The sequence below is a fragment of the Leucobacter sp. USCH14 genome (genome assembly GCF_037619215.1).
Classification (GTDB): domain Bacteria; phylum Actinomycetota; class Actinomycetes; order Actinomycetales; family Microbacteriaceae; genus Leucobacter.
The window spans coordinates 150,151-164,468 of record NZ_JAQPZP010000007.1; the positions used below are offsets into that span (position 1 = coordinate 150,151).

The 14,318-nt window shown below is 69.0% G+C and carries 16 protein-coding genes; 11 read left to right on the forward strand and 5 right to left on the reverse strand.

What is annotated here, in order from left to right:
• Positions 1-36: 36 nt before the first annotated feature.
• The 3 genes from PQI23_RS09135 to PQI23_RS09145 are packed head-to-tail and all read right to left on the reverse strand — an operon-like array spanning position 37 to position 860.
• A complete protein-coding gene (locus PQI23_RS09135) occupies positions 37-462 on the reverse strand; it encodes a DUF6941 family protein (RefSeq protein ID WP_339973771.1) in 426 nt (141 codons plus the stop codon).
• Positions 463-489: 27 nt separating this feature from the next.
• Entirely contained in the window at positions 490-705 is a 216-nt protein-coding gene (locus tag PQI23_RS09140) for a hypervirulence associated TUDOR domain-containing protein (protein ID WP_339973773.1), read from the reverse strand.
• Between the two features lie 17 nt (positions 706-722).
• The gene (locus PQI23_RS09145) at positions 723-860 is read right to left on the reverse strand and encodes a hypothetical protein (RefSeq protein ID WP_339973774.1); all 138 of its coding nucleotides are present in this window, start codon (positions 858-860) and stop codon (positions 723-725) included.
• Between the two features lie 108 nt (positions 861-968).
• Here PQI23_RS09145 and argF point away from each other — a divergent pair, with 108 nt between their 5' ends.
• Genes argF through PQI23_RS09165 form a run of 4 tightly spaced genes read left to right on the forward strand, consistent with a single transcriptional unit; the run spans position 969 to position 5,521 of the window.
• A complete protein-coding gene (gene argF / locus PQI23_RS09150) occupies positions 969-1,892 on the forward strand; it encodes an ornithine carbamoyltransferase (RefSeq protein WP_339973776.1) in 924 nt (307 codons plus the stop codon).
• A 19-nt stretch (positions 1,893-1,911) separates the two neighbouring features.
• Positions 1,912-3,381: an argininosuccinate lyase gene (gene argH / locus PQI23_RS09155; RefSeq protein WP_339973778.1), complete on the forward strand. Its 1,470-nt coding sequence runs from the start codon at positions 1,912-1,914 to the stop codon at positions 3,379-3,381.
• 10 nt (positions 3,382-3,391) lie between these two features.
• On the forward strand, positions 3,392-4,717 hold the full coding sequence (gene tyrS, locus PQI23_RS09160; RefSeq protein WP_339973780.1) for a tyrosine--tRNA ligase: 1,326 nt from the start codon (positions 3,392-3,394) through the stop codon (positions 4,715-4,717).
• Between the two features lie 9 nt (positions 4,718-4,726).
• The gene (locus tag PQI23_RS09165) at positions 4,727-5,521 is read left to right on the forward strand and encodes a nitrilase-related carbon-nitrogen hydrolase (RefSeq protein WP_339973782.1); all 795 of its coding nucleotides are present in this window, start codon (positions 4,727-4,729) and stop codon (positions 5,519-5,521) included.
• On the opposite strand, the gene PQI23_RS09170 is transcribed toward PQI23_RS09165, so the two are convergent.
• Positions 5,409-6,458 (reverse strand): Lrp/AsnC family transcriptional regulator, encoded by a 1,050-nt coding sequence (locus PQI23_RS09170; RefSeq protein ID WP_339973784.1) that lies wholly within the window; start codon positions 6,456-6,458, stop codon positions 5,409-5,411. The two genes, PQI23_RS09165 and PQI23_RS09170, sit on opposite strands and share 113 nt — an antisense overlap.
• Before the next feature lie 212 nt (positions 6,459-6,670).
• Between PQI23_RS09170 and PQI23_RS09175 the strand changes: the two genes are divergently transcribed.
• From PQI23_RS09175 to PQI23_RS09185, 3 genes are read left to right on the forward strand one after another with little or no spacing between them, the layout of a single operon-like run.
• Positions 6,671-6,841, forward strand: coding sequence for a hypothetical protein (locus tag PQI23_RS09175; RefSeq protein ID WP_339973786.1), 171 nt, complete (start codon positions 6,671-6,673; stop codon positions 6,839-6,841).
• A complete protein-coding gene (locus PQI23_RS09180; RefSeq protein ID WP_339973788.1) occupies positions 6,838-8,346 on the forward strand; it encodes a purine-cytosine permease family protein in 1,509 nt (502 codons plus the stop codon). The genes PQI23_RS09175 and PQI23_RS09180 overlap by 4 nt, the downstream gene beginning before the upstream one ends.
• 2 nt (positions 8,347-8,348) lie before the next feature.
• Positions 8,349-9,467, forward strand: a complete 1,119-nt coding sequence (locus PQI23_RS09185) for an alcohol dehydrogenase catalytic domain-containing protein (RefSeq protein WP_339973790.1) — start codon at positions 8,349-8,351, stop codon at positions 9,465-9,467.
• 160 nt (positions 9,468-9,627) lie between these two features.
• On the opposite strand, the gene PQI23_RS09190 is transcribed toward PQI23_RS09185, so the two are convergent.
• Positions 9,628-10,209, reverse strand: coding sequence for a helix-turn-helix domain-containing protein (locus tag PQI23_RS09190; protein ID WP_339973792.1), 582 nt, complete (start codon positions 10,207-10,209; stop codon positions 9,628-9,630).
• Positions 10,210-10,323: 114 nt separating this feature from the next.
• Here PQI23_RS09190 and speB point away from each other — a divergent pair, with 114 nt between their 5' ends.
• From speB to PQI23_RS09210, 4 genes are all read left to right on the forward strand, one after another.
• Positions 10,324-11,271: an agmatinase gene (gene speB / locus PQI23_RS09195; RefSeq protein ID WP_339973794.1), complete on the forward strand. Its 948-nt coding sequence runs from the start codon at positions 10,324-10,326 to the stop codon at positions 11,269-11,271.
• A 103-nt stretch (positions 11,272-11,374) separates the two neighbouring features.
• On the forward strand, positions 11,375-11,806 hold the full coding sequence (locus PQI23_RS09200; RefSeq protein ID WP_339973796.1) for a nuclear transport factor 2 family protein: 432 nt from the start codon (positions 11,375-11,377) through the stop codon (positions 11,804-11,806).
• Positions 11,807-11,808: 2 nt separating this feature from the next.
• Positions 11,809-13,233 carry a purine-cytosine permease family protein gene (locus PQI23_RS09205; protein ID WP_339973798.1) on the forward strand — a complete coding sequence of 475 codons (1,425 nt, stop codon included), beginning with the start codon at positions 11,809-11,811 and terminating at the stop codon, positions 13,231-13,233.
• A 1-nt stretch (position 13,234) separates the two neighbouring features.
• Positions 13,235-13,885, forward strand: a complete 651-nt coding sequence (locus tag PQI23_RS09210; RefSeq protein ID WP_339973800.1) for a cyclase family protein — start codon at positions 13,235-13,237, stop codon at positions 13,883-13,885.
• Positions 13,886-14,318: the final 433 nt, after the last annotated feature.

The following is a 14,318-nucleotide window of genomic DNA, read 5'->3' on the forward strand; positions in this document are numbered from 1 at the left end:
CGTCGCAGTGCGAGCCCGAAGCGAGCAGGGACCCGGTCACCCCTCGTCGTCGAGTGACGGCAGGGAGGTCGCGTTCGCGTAGAAGCGCACATCGACGCGTTCGAGGCCGGTGCCCTCGAAGATGATGCGGTAGCTCCCCGGCGATGGCACCCGGGCCTCGTTGAGCGGGAACACCATCGGGATGTACCCGAAGCTGTCGTTGCCCCCGCCGAGGCTGAATGTGCCTTCGACGTTGAAGAGCTCGGGCCCGCCGACGGAGGGCTCGCACCGTGCGCGGAAGGCGCGATCCGGATCGCCGCGACGAGCTTCGTTCTCGTCGTACTCGACGACCACGACGAGCGTCGCGCCGAGGGTGGCCGGGTACTCCTCGCGGTTGATGGTGTTGATGAAACCGGAGAGAACACCGAGCGTCCCCTCGCGCACGTTCGCCGCGTCGGCGAGGAAGGCGGCTGCTACTCGCATGTGGGTCTCCTGTTCACCGCGTCGACGCTACTTCGCGAGCTTGCGCAGTGCTGAGCGCTGGTGCGCTGCCGTCGCGCCCGACTTCTCGGACTTCACGATGTACGCCGGCTCCTCGCTGGACGCCGTGAACTTCTGCCCGTCGTGCGTGAAGTCGCGCGTCTTCTGCTCGACGATCTCGCCGTGCGTGCGCCCCTGCGGGGTGTTCCAGCTCACGCGGTCTCCGACTCGCAGCTGCTCGCTCATCGTGAGGGGTCGGAGACCTAGTGCTGACCGGAGAAGTCGATGGGCGATTCTCCGGTGACCGCGGAGATCAGCACCAGCACGAGCGTCGCGGCCGCGGCACCGATGAAGACGACGCCGTAGAAGAGTGCGACGGCGTCGAAGATCTTGTTGAACATTGTGGGCCTCTCTGGGTGCACATCAGGTCGGTTTCAGCCTACCGCGGTCGGCCGCGAGCCAGACACCCCCGGCGCGACGCTCGTCCGCCCGCGTCTAGACTGATACGGGTGACCCGACATTTCCTCCGTGACGACGATCTGAGCCCCGCCGAGCAGCGCGACGTTCTCGAACTCGCCGCCCGCCTCAAGCGAGAGCCGTTCGCGGAGCGTCCGCTCGAAGGGCCCCGATCGGTGTCCGTCTTCTTCGACAAGACGTCGACGCGCACCCGCTTCAGTTTCGCAGCCGGCATCGCCGAGCTCGGCGGGTCGCCCATCATCGTGAACCCGGGGGAGGCGCAGCTCGGCGTCAAGGAGTCGATCGGCGACACCGCGAAGGTGCTCTCGCGCATGGTGTCGCTCATCGTGTGGCGCACCTTCGATCATGCGGGCCTCGTCGAGATGGCGGATCACGCGAGCGTTCCGGTCATCAACTCGCTCTCCGACGACTTCCACCCGTGCCAGATTCTCGCCGACCTGCAGACCATCCAGGAGCGGAAGGGCGAACTCGCGGGCCTGACGGCGACCTACATCGGCGACGCGGCGAACAACATGGGGCACTCCTATCTGCTGGGTTTCGCGACGGCGGGAATGCACATCCGCATCGCGGGGCCCGAGGGGCACCATCCGCGGCCGGACATCGTGGCCGACGCCGAACGCATCGCAGCCGACACCGGGGGGAGCGTGCAGATCTTCACCGACCCCGCGCTCGCCGTCGCCGGAGCCGATGCCGTGATCACCGACACCTGGGTGTCGATGGGGCAGGAATCGGAGAAGGCCGCGCGCATCGAGACCTTCGGTCCGTACCGCGTCACCCCCGCGCTCATGGCGAATGCGGCGAGCGACGCCGTCTTCCTCCACTGCCTTCCGGCGTACCGGGAGTTCGAGGTCGCCCCCGAGGTGATCGACGGCCCGCAGAGCGTGGTGTGGGACGAGGCGGAGAACCGCGTGCACGCGCAGAAGGCGCTCATGACCTGGCTGCTGGCGCAGGCGTAATACGGAGAGAAGCTGAATGATGACGAACGAACACGAGCACGCCGCAGGAGTCGAGGCAGAAGCCGGGATCACCGGCAACCGCGCCGGAGAGAGCGGAGCCCTGTGGGGCGGTCGCTTCGCCAGCGGGCCGGCGCCCGCCCTCGCCGCGCTGTCGAAGTCCACGCAGTTCGACTGGGTGCTCGCGCCGTACGACATCCGCGGGTCGAAGGCCCACGCGACGGCGCTCGCCGCAGCGGGGTACCTGTCCGAGCACGAGCTGACCGAGATGCGGGCGGCGCTCGACGAGCTCGCCGCGCGGGTGGCCGACGGTCGCGCGGTGCCCGGCGACGACGACGAAGACGTGCACTCGGCGCTCGAGCGCCTGCTCATCGAGATCACCGGTGTGCAGCTCGGCGGCAAGCTGCGCGCCGGCCGCAGCCGCAACGACCAGATCGCGACGCTGGTGCGTCTGTACCTGCTCGACCACGCCGCGGTGATTCGCGGCATGCTGCTCGATCTGCTCGACGCGATCGCCGACCAGGCGGCCGCGCATCCCGACGCGATCCTGCCCGGTCGCACGCACCTGCAGCACGCGCAGCCCGTGCTGCTCGCGCACCAGCTCGCTGCGCACGCGTGGCCCATCGTGCGCAATCTCGAGCGCCTCCGCGATTGGGCGGCGCGCGCCGGTGCCTCGCCGTACGGCGGCGGAGCGCTCGCGGGATCCTCGCTCGGCCTCGACCCCCGCCTCGTCGCGGCGGAGCTCGGCCTCGGCGATCCGCTCGAGAACTCGATCGACGGCACCGCGGCCCGCGACGTCGTCGCCGAGTTCGCCTTCATCACGGCGCAGATCGGCATCGACCTCTCCCGGTTCTCCGAGGAGATCATTCTCTGGAACACGAAGGAGTTCGGGTTCGTTCGCCTGCACGACGGCTACTCGACCGGTTCGAGCATCATGCCGCAGAAGAAGAACCCCGACATCGCCGAGCTCGCCCGCGGAAAGTCGGGGCGTCTCATCGGCAACCTGACCGGACTGCTCGCGACGCTGAAGGGCCTGCCCCTCGCCTACAACCGCGATCTGCAGGAGGACAAGGAGCCCGTCTTCGACTCGGTCGGCCAGCTCGAGGTGCTGCTGCCGGCGTTCACCGGAATGGTGGCGACGATGACCTTCAACACGGAACGCATGGCCGAGCTCGCTCCGCAGGGGTTCTCGCTGGCGACCGACGTCGCCGAGTGGCTGGTGAAGCAGGGCGTGATCTTCCGCGACGCGCACGAGATCTCGGGCGAGCTGGTGCGCCACTGCGAGGAGCGCGGGCTCGAACTGCACGAGCCGAGCGACGAGGATCTCGCATCGGTCTCGAAGCACCTCACCCCCGCGGTGCGCGAGGTGCTCACCATCGAGGGATCCGTGAACTCCCGTGTCGGCGCCGGCGGCACCGCGCGTATTCGCGTCGACGAGCAGCTCGCCCGCCTCGGCGAGCGCATCGCGGAGTTCCGGGCGCACGCGCGATAGGAACGGTACGATGACAGGCGTGTCTGAACTGAACGATCGCACCGAGATCCTGGCCGCCCAGCGCAACGACGACAGCTTCTCCACACTGTGGGAGGAGCTGGAGTGGCGCGGGCTGATCCACGTGTCGACGGACGCCGAGGCGCTGTCGAACCTGCTCGAGGGCGAGCCGTTCGCGTATTACTGCGGCTTCGATCCGACTGCCTCGAGCCTGCACCTCGGGCACCTCGTCCAGCTGCTGCTCATGCGCCGCATCCAGCTGCGGGGCCACCGGCCGCTCGGGCTCGTCGGCGGATCCACCGGTCTCATCGGCGACCCTCGCCCCACGGCGGAGCGCGTGCTCAACTCGCGCGAGACCGTCGCGGAGTGGGTGGACTCGCTCGGCCAGCAGGTGTCGCGCTACCTGAGCTTCGAGGGTGAGAACGCCGCCCGCCTCGTCAACAACCTCGACTGGACGGCTCCGCTCTCGGCGATCGACTTCCTGCGCGAGATCGGTAAGCACTTCCGGGTGGGCACGATGATCAAGAAGGACATCGTCGCGAAGCGTCTGAACTCCGATGAGGGCATCAGCTACACCGAGTTCAGCTACCAGATTCTGCAGGGCCTCGACTTCCTCGAACTGTACCGCCAGTACGACTGCAAGCTGCAGTCGGGCGGCAGCGACCAGTGGGGCAATCTCACGAGCGGCACGGAGCTCATCCGCAAGGTCGAGGGAGCCGCGGCGCACGCCATCGGCACGCCGCTGATCACGAACGCCGACGGAACGAAGTTTGGCAAGAGCGAGGGCAACGCCATCTGGTTGAACCCGGAGATGTGCTCGCCCTACACCTTCTACCAGTTCTGGCTGAATCAGGCGGACGCCGACGTGATCGACCGTCTCAAGGTGTTCACGTTCCTGTCTCGCGCCGAGATCGAGGAGTACGCGCGGCAGGTGGAGACCGAGCCGTTCAAGCGCGCCGCTCAGAAGCGCCTCGCGCTCGAGGTGACGACGCTGGTGCACGGTGCGGCCGCTGCGCAGGGCGCGATCGACGCCTCCGAGGCGCTGTTCGGTCGCGGCGATCTGACCGCGCTCGACGAGCCGTCGCTGCGCGGCGCCGTCTCCGAGCTGGCACAGGCGGCCGGCGCGATCGGCATTCCGGTCGCGCAGCTCCTCGTCGACACCGAGCTCGTGAAGAGCCTCGGAGAGGCCCGGCGCGCCATCGCTCAGGGTGGCGTGTACGTGAACAACATCGCAGTCGAGTCCGAGGATCGCCTGCTCGAGAGCGGCGACCTGCTGCACGGCGGTGTCGCGGTGCTGCGCCGCGGCAAGAAGACGCTCGCCGGCGTCGTGGTCGAGTAGGCGCTCGAGATGCGCATCGCACTGCTGCAGGCGGCCGCCGCACCGCTCGAGCCCGAGACCAACCTCGCGACGATCCGTGCGGCCGCGATCGATGCGCAGGAGGCAGGCGCCTCGCTGCTGCTCACGCCGGAGCTCTTCGTGACCGGGTACGCGCCGGTCGAGCTCGCCGAGTGGCTGAGCGCTGAGCGCGTCTCGGGCTTTCCGGGCGCGCTCGCCGCGATCGCGCGCGAGACCGGAATCGCGGTCGCCGCCGGGTTCCCGCTCGCGCGAGAAGACGGCACCTTCGCGATCGCGGCGGGGCTGTGGGATGCGACGGGCGCCGAGGTGCTGCGGTACGAGAAGGTGCACCTCTGGGGTGCCGACGAGCGCCTCGCCTTCACCCCGGCATCCGAGCCCCCGCGCGTCGCCGGATGGAACGGCCGACGGGTCGCCTTCCAGATCTGCTACGACATCGAGTTCCCGGAGCCGGCACGGTTCGCGGCGGCGCACGGAGCCGACCTGCTGCTCGTGCCGACCGCGATCGACGGCGACTCGGCCTACGTGCCCGAGCTGCTCGTCCGGGCCCGTGCCGCCGAGAACCGAGTGGTCGTGGCGTATGCCGACCATGCGGGCGGCATATTCGCGGGGCTGAGCGTGGTCGCCGGGTTCGAGGGAGCGGTGCTCGGCGCCGCGGGTGCAGCACCCGAACTGCTCATCGTGGAGGTTCCGGATCCCGAGGCGTCCGACCCGGAGCGGCCGTCGGTCGGGGCGGGAGCGCAATACCTGCGCGATCACCGTCCGGAGGTGTACGCGGGCTGGCGCTGATCCGGTCGCCCTCGCCGTACTGCTCCTTCACGATTCTGAGGTTCGCCCAGGTCTCGATGCGGGTGACCTCCGGGAGCGTGCGCAATCGGTCGGCCTGGTCGAGGAGCTCCTCGTAGCTGTCGGCCGACAGCGTGACGATGAGGTCGTAGTCGCCGATCGTCGTGGCGATGAACTCGGGGTCGAGGGAGCGGACGCTGGTGAGTGCGGCCGCGATCCCGCCCTGGATCTTCACGCCGACCCCGAGCGACGGCGTCTCGACCCGGTCCGCGACGCCGACGCCCTCGGGGGCGGCCAGCGCGCCCCGCACGGGAATGCCGACGACCTTCACGGCTCCATTGCGTGTCAGACGATCGAAGCGCAGTCGTGCGCCGCTCGGCGAGATTCCCGCGGCCTCTCCGAGCTCGCGGAACGATGCGCGCCCGTTCCGCTGCAGATGGCTCACGAGCGCGCGGTCGGCGGCGTCGACGACGAATGAGGTGCGTCCGGTGCGCAGCGGCGAGTAGCGGTTGACCTCGATGCTCTCGTACAGGTGCGTGCGCACCTCCTCCACGCCGGGCAGCTCGCGGACCCGGTCGACGGTGGTGCGCAGGTGGGGGTCGGCGCCGACGCGCACCTCGACATCGATCGAGTAGTGCCCGCTGATGTCGGCCACGAACGTCGACTCGGGCATCGCGACGAGTGCCGTCCGCACGGGCGCGATGGGCCCCGACACCGAGAGCTGCAGGTAGGCGAACCGCTCGAGCCCGAGGAGATCGGGGCTGATCGAGACGGTCAGCCGCAACTCGCCCCGCGCGATCGCGCTCTGCACGATCTGCGTCACCTGACGACGGCTCACGCCGAGCTCCTGCGCGATCCGCGAGTAGCTCGCACGCCCGTTCTCGCGCAGGCCGCGCAGCACGCGCCGTCTCAGCTCGGCCGGTTCGCCCGACGTCTCCACTCCTGCCTCCGCATTCCCTTGATGCCGACTGCGCAGATTCGCATCTGAACGGCGCAATTCTACTGCGCTCGCGCGCGATCGGACGATGCACGGTGCATCTGTGCAGTCGGGGAGGAACGGAGCAAACGAAATGTGCGGGCGTCGCCTAGGCTTGCTGCGTTCTCCGCGGGAGCGGAAGCGGGATCGAACGGATACACAAGGAGGTCTGTCCCATGAACGCAGATACTCGGCTCGCCGAAGAGCTCGAGCGACGCCTGACGCACATCGACACGCACGAGGCCGGCGATCCGGTGCACGCGAAGCTCGGGGGAGGCAGCCTGGCGCTCTTCCTCGGCGTCGTCGGCGTCATCGCGGTCGGGTCGTGGATCGCGGGTGCGCTGTGAGCGGCTCCGCGCGCGGGCGCACGTCTGAATCCGCCGCCGAACTCACCGAGACGCAGGCGGTGCGCGTCGAAGCCGCCGTCGCCGAGGAGGCGACCTTCGGCTCGCTCCCGCTCACCAAGAGCGAGCGCACGTGGCGAGCCGCCGACTTCAGCTGGGTCACGCTGAGTCTGGCGATCGCGACCTGGGCGTTCCTCACGGGCGGTTCGACCGTGCTGCTCGTCGGCTTCGGCGACGGCATCGCCGCGATGCTGCTCGGCAACACGCTCGGGCTCGCCATCATGGTGCTCGGCAGCGTGCTGCTCAGTCAGCGCCTCGGCGTCGAGCAGTATCGCGCGCTGAAGTCGGTCTTCGGCGCGGTCGGGGTCGCCATCGTCGTGTTCACGGTCGTGCTCGTCACCGAGATGGGGTGGAGCTCGCTCCTCGGCATCATGTTCGGTCGTGCCTTCACGGAGATATCGAATCAGGCGTTCGGTACGGGATTCGACGTGGAGGGTCCGGTCGTCACCGTCTTCGCGCTCGCGGCGATCCTCGCAGGCTGGTTCCTGCTCTCCCGCGGCCCGGTCGCGATCAGCAAGCTGAACCGCTTCGTCGCTCCCGGGCTCCTCGTCATCGTGGCGCTCATGATGGTGCTCCTCATGTCGCAGCACTCCTGGACCGACCTCTTCGCGGCCGAGCCGCTCGCCCCCTTCGAAGACGAGACGCTGAACTTCGCGATGGCCGTCGAGTTCAATCTCGGCGCGGGGCTCTCGTGGTGGCCCGTCATGGGAACGCTCGCCAGACTGACGCGCGGCCCGAAGGCGGCTTTGTGGCCCGCCTACGGCGGCATCTTCATCGGCACCGTGGTCGCGCAGATCGTCGGCATGGCCGCCGCACTCATGCTCGGCGCCGCCGACCCGACGGCCTGGATGGTGCCGCTCGGCGGGCCCGTGCTCGGCATCCTCACGCTGCTCTTCGTCGGCTTCGCGAACGTCACCAGCATGGCGTCCATCGCGTACTCGACGGTGCTCGCCATCAAGCAGTCGAGCGGGCGGGTGCTCGCGAGGCTCCGGTGGCCGGCGCTCTGCGCGGTCTTCCTGTTCTTCCCGGCGGTGCTCGCGCTGTTCCCGAGCTTCATGTACGGGCAGTTCATGACGTTCGTCGTGATCTCCGGGGCGTTCATCGCCGCGATCTGCGGCGTGATCATCGCCGACTACCTGATCCTGCGGCGGCAGAATGTGCCGATGCGCGCGCTGTACGCCAGCGGGCCGGAGGATCCGCTGCGCTTCACCGGCGGAGTCAACCTCGCCGCCATGCTGTCGGTCGCGGTCGCCTCGATCTTCTACCTCTGGGTCTACAACCCGATCACCCTCGAGACGCTGCCGATCTTCCGGTACGCGACGGCCACCGTTCCGACCGTCGTCATCGCGATCGCGGTGTACCTCACCCTCAACTGGCTGCTCTACGTGCGCCGCGGCCGCGGTGCGTACGGCCAGACCGATCCATTCGCGGCCGCCGGAAGGAAGTAGAGATGACCGAGGCGATGCAGGTGCGGGCGGCCGTGTTCCGCGGCACCGACGGTGACCGCCTGTCGGTCGAAACCCTGACACTGGCGGCCCCCGAGCACGGCGAGGTGCGCGTCGCGGTGCGCGCGGCCGGGGTGTGCGGGTCGGATCGGCACGTACTCGACGGCGAGTGGCAGGTGCCGCTTCCCGCGGTCATGGGCCACGAGGCGGCCGGAGTCGTCGAGGCGGTGGGAGCGGGTGTGCGCGGGCTCGAGGTCGGCGATCACGTCGTCATCGCCTGGCACCAGGCGTGCCAGCGGTGCGAGGAGTGCACCGGGGGGAAGCCCTGGGCGTGCACCCGGGCGAAGTCGAACGACTCGCTGCTGCCCGACGGCTCGACACGGTGGAGCGATGGTGAGAACGGCTCGGCCGCGTACCCGTACCTCGCCACCGGTGCGATGGCCGAAGCCATTGTCGTGCCCGAGTTCGCGGCGATCAAGATCGACGAGCGCGTGCCGTTCGACGTGGCGAGCCTGATCGGCTGCTCGGTCGGCACCGGATACGGAGCGGTGGTGAACAACGCGCGCGTGGTCGCCGGGGAATCCGTCGTCGTTGTCGGCGCGGGAGGCGTGGGGCTGTCGATCATCTCCGCGCTGCGCCTCGCGGGTGCGAACCCGATCGTCGCGGTCGACGTCTCCGAGGCGAAGCTCGCCGAAGCCGAGCGCGCGGGCGCGACGCGCACGCTGCTCAGCGGCCCCGATCTCGCGGAGCAGGTACGCAGCGCCACAAACGGCGGCGCGGACGTCGCCTTCGAAGCCATCGGGCGCGTCCAGACGATGCAGCAGCTCCCCGAGTTGATCCGCCCCGGCGGCAGAGCCGTGTTCGTCGGACTGCCGCCGGAGGGGCAGAAGGTGGAGGTCGACGGTCTGCTGCTCGCGTACGAGGGCAAGACCATCATCGGCTCGAACTACGGCGGGCTCGTGCCCGCCCGGGATTTCCCTCGCGTCGCGGGTGCGTACCTGTCGGGCGCGCTGCCCCTCGACGAACTCATCAGCGCGCGGGTGGGCCTCGACGAGGTCAACGAGGCGTTCGACGCGATGCGACGCGGGGAGCGCACGCGCAGCGTGATCCTCTTCGAGGAGTAACCGCGCGCACCCCGCTCGAGAGCGCAGTTCGGCACCGATCCTCTGACGGGACGGTGCCGAACTGCGCTCTCGTAGCCCCAGGGCCGTGCCTCCGGGGGCCGTGAGTGACCTCGGGCCGCATGATCCCGGGCCGCCGCGGTTCCGGATCCGCCCACCCGATTCAGGCTGAACCGCTCCAGGCGGCCGGTACGAGCACCCACACGGCCTCGGCACCCGCTGCCCCGGCGCTCCAGGTATGGGGCGTGCGGCCGGGGAAGGTCAGGGTGTCGCCGCTCTGCAGGGCGACCTGGCGATCCGCGAAGGTGATCTCGAGCTCGCCGGAGACGACGTGCAGCGATTCGAGGCTGCAGTTGACGGTGTAGAGCTGATCGCCTCCGCTCGCGTTCGGGGCGAGCGTCGAGCGCAGCACCTGCACCCGATCCTCTGACCGGGGCGTGACGAGACGCTCGTCGGCGCCGGTGCCGCCCATGTTGATCGCGGGCGCGGTGTCGAGGGGGATGAGCTGCAGCTCGGGCTCCTCGAAGAGGTTGCCGATCGGCAGGGAGAGCGCCTGGCAGAGCTGCACGAGCGTCGGCACGCTCGGCATCGTGTCGTCGCGCTCGACGCGGCTGATGAATCCCTTCGTCAGACCCGTCGCCTGCGCGAGCTGCTCGAGGGTGAGCCCCTGCGCGAGCCGGGAGGAGCGGAGCTTCGCCCCGATGCGGATCGCCTCGACGGCTGCGGTCGGGTGGATCGGTCGCATGCGTGCCGCCCTTCCCGTTGACCTCTCTGCGACCCCCAGTCTAGAGTGAATGCGAGTTCACCTACAGGACTCACTTGTTTACCTATAGAAAACTTTGGAAGGACGAGTCGCATCGTGACCTCTCACACGCCCCAGGGCCCCGTCGACGCGAGCCAGACCCCCCGCTACGCGGGCACCGCCACCTTCGCGAAGCTTCCCCGCATCGAAGACGTTCCGGCCGCCGACATCGCCGTCGTGGGCGTGCCGTTCGACTCGGGCGTGAGCTTCCGTCCCGGCGCGCGCTTCGGCCCCTCGCACGTGCGCGAGGCATCGCGCCTGCTCCGCCCCTACAACCCGGCGCAGGACGTCTCGCCGTTCAACGTCAAGCAGGTGGTCGACGCCGGTGACATCGTCGCGAATCCCTTCAGCCTCGACGAAGCCGTGCGCCAGGTCGAAGAGGCCGCGACCGAGCTCGGCGAGCAGGTAGACAAGATCGTGACGATCGGCGGCGACCACACCATCGCGCTCCCGCTGCTGCGCGCGATCAACAAGAAGCACGGCCCCGTCGCCGTGCTGCACTTCGATGCGCACCTCGACACGTGGGATACCTACTTCGGCGCCCCCACCACGCACGGCACCCCCTTCCGCCGTGCCTCCGAAGAGGGCCTCATCGACCTCACGGCCTCCATGCACGGCGGCACCCGCGGCCCGCTCTACGGCAAGAGCGACCTCGAGGACGACGTGAAGCTCGGCTTCCAGATCGTCACCAGCGAGTTCGTCGAGGAGCACGGCATTCCCGCGGCGCTCGAGAAGATCCGTGCGCGCGTCGGCGACAAGCCGCTCTACATCTCGATCGACATCGACGTGCTGGATCCGGCTCACGCCCCGGGCACCGGCACGCCCGAGGCCGGCGGGCTCACGAGCCGCGAGATGCTTCGCCTGATCCGCGGGCTCGCCGATCTGCACATCGTCGGCGCCGACGTGGTCGAGGTCGCGCCGGCCTACGATCACGCGCAGATCACCGCGGTCGCCGCCAGCCACGTCGTCTACGAACTGGTGAGCGCCATGGCCGCGCGCGACTGACCGGCCCGGAACCGCGCAGGCGGGGCGGGTCGAAGCGATCCGCCTCGCCCCGCCAACTCTCCGACACCCTCTCCCACCCCAGCCCACGCCAATGGAGGCCCCCATGCACATCCCGGACCAGGCAGCCGTGCTCGCCGCGGCCGACGCCATCATCGAAGCATTCGCCGCGACCGACACCGAGGCGTACTTCGCCGGGTTCGCGGCCGACGCCAGCTTCGTCTTCCACCCCGAAGCCGCGCGACTCGATTCGCGCGCCGAATACGAAGCGCTCTGGAGCGGATGGGTCGCATCGGGGTGGCGAGTCACCTCCTGCACCTCGACCGACCGCCTCGTGCAGACCTTCCCCGGCGGCGCGGTCTTCAGCCACACGGTCTCGACCAGCATCGAATCCGCCGAGGGCCCCGACTCGTACGTCGAGCGGGAGAGCATCGTCTTCCGTGCCGACGCCGATCAGCCGGACGGGCTGATCGCGATCCACGAGCACCTCTCCACCGTGCCCGCTCCGGCCGCCGCTGCGATCGATACGGCGCTCTGATCATGACCAGTCCGGAGACCATGGCCGTCAACCTCGACGGCCAGCACGAATCGGCCGGCCCCGTGCGCGGCACCCAGTCCCTGCTGCACATCGGCATGATCTGGCTCGCCGCGAACCTCGTGGTCACGACCCTCCTGACCGGAACGCTCTTCACGCCGTCGGTCTCGTTCGGCACCGCGAGCGCCATGATCGTCGTGGGCACCCTGATCGGCGTGGTCGTGCTCGTGCTCATCGGCAACATGGGCACGCGCACCGGGCTCCCGACGATGGCGCTCACCCGAGGCTCATTCGGTATTCGCGGGAGCATCCTCCCGGCGGCGGCGAATCTCATCATCCTCATGGGATGGAGCTGGGTGCAGGCCATGCTCGCCGGCGTCACCGTGAACTACCTGGTGCACGAGGCGACGGGGTTCTCGAACCCGATGCTGTTCTCCGCGCTGTGCCAGGCGATCGTCGTCGTGCTCGCGATCTTCGGGCACACGGGCATCTCGCGCGTGGAGCCGTGGCTCGCCCTTGCGATCCTCATCGTCATGGGTTTCGTGTTCACGGCCGCATTCACCTCATTCAGCCCCGGCGAATTCGCCGCGCTTCCCGTCGACGCCTCGCTCGGGGGCACCCCGTTCATCACGCTCGACATGGTGATCGCCACGGCGATCTCCTGGACCGTGCTCTCCGCCGATATGAATCGGCACGCGAAGAGCAGCACCGCCGGCATCGTCGGCTCGGGCATCGGCTACACCCTTTCGACGAGCATCGCGATGTTCCTGGGCCTCGTCGCCTTCAGCGCCGTGCTGCTTCGCGGGCACGAGGCGACGCCGTTCGACCCGTCTGTCATCGTCGCCGAGTTCGGCTGGCCGCTCGGCATCGCGATCTTCCTCTCGGTCATGGCGACGAACACGATGGTCGTCTTTGGCATGGTCACATCGGTGGTGAACGCTCAGTCGAAGTGGCACCTGCGCTTCCTGCCCACGGCGATCGTGCTCGGCATCGTCTCGATCATCGGCTCGACCTTCCTCGGACTGCTGAACCAGTTCACCGACTTCCTCTTCATCATCAGCGCGTTCTTCGTGCCGGTCTTCGCGATCATGATCGCCGACTACTACCTGCTGAAGCGGCGGGGGTACTCGCGCCAGATCCTGCACGAGCGGCCCGAGAGCCGCTACTGGTACCGCGGGGGCGTCAACTGGATCGCCGTGATCGTCTGGGTCGTCGGCGCCGTGCTCTCGTACGTGCTCGCGTACGTCGCCCCGAGCCCGATCGGGGCGAACATCCCGGCGTTCGTCATCAGCTTCGGGCTGTATCTCGGGTTGATGCTCGGGATCGGCCGACGCGGCGCGCTCGGCCTCGTCGACCCCCGTGACTCGCACCCGACCGGGCACCTGCTCGACGGCGCCGACGAGACCGCCGCGCTGCGGCTCGGCAACTGACGTGGTAATCGTCGACCTGAGTCACCCGGTGACGACCGGTATGCCGGTCTACCCGGGCGACCCCTCGGTCGTGATCTCCCCGGCACTCACCGTCGGGGCAGATGGAGTGGCGGTGGCGCGTCTCGACATGGGGACGCACACCGGCACGCACCTCGACGCACCCGCGCACTCGATCGACGGCGGTCGCACCGTCGACGAGATCTCCCTGGAACTGCTGGTGGGCCCGGCGCGCGTGCTGCGCGTGGGGCCTTCGACTGCTGCGGCGGGGGAGTCGATCACCCTGGACCGGCTCGCGGCGGCGATTCCGGATCACCTGCCGCCGATCGTCTGCGTCGCCACCGGGTGGGACGTGCACTTCGGCGGGCCAGCCGCGGAGGCGCACCCGTCGATCTCGCTCGAACTCGCGCGCGTGCTCTGGGAGCGCGGGGCGCGCGTGCTCGGCATCGACTGCTTCAGCCCGGACCCGACTTCCGGCGACGATGCGGCGGCAGGCATGCCTGTCCACGAGTTCTGGCTCGGGGGCGACGGGGTCATCATCGAGAACCTCGCGCGGCTGACATCGTTGCCGGAGGTCGTCGAGATGTCTCTGCTTCCCCTGCACCTCGCGCAGGGGGACGGGTCGCCGATTCGAGCCGTCGCCTTCGTGGAGTGACCGCCGGCCCGCCCGCACGTCGTGCCTCGTGAGCGCCGCCCTTCTCCGGAGGGGCGGCGCTGTCGTGCATCTGGGCGAGAAGCACCGTAGAGCGTGCGCGACGCGCCCGGAAAACCGGCATATCGGCGGGTTTTGCCGGTTTCTCGTGCGGTGGAGCGGTGGGGAAGCGCGGGTGTCGGTCTGGTGTCGTGCGGGTGAATCGGCGGATTCCTGCGGCAACACGCCCGGGATACGAGCGCGTGTTGCCCGGTCGCCGGGATAGCCGTAATGTATTCCCTTGTCAGCGCGACGCAGCCGGACTGAAACGGTCCGGCTCATTTACATGCGCTTCTCACCACAGATCATGTGGTAAGTTGGACAGGTTGCTGTTCGGAGCTCTCTTGGTTGGGGGTGACGGGTGGTGTCTGGTCTTTGAGAACTCAATAGTGTGCAC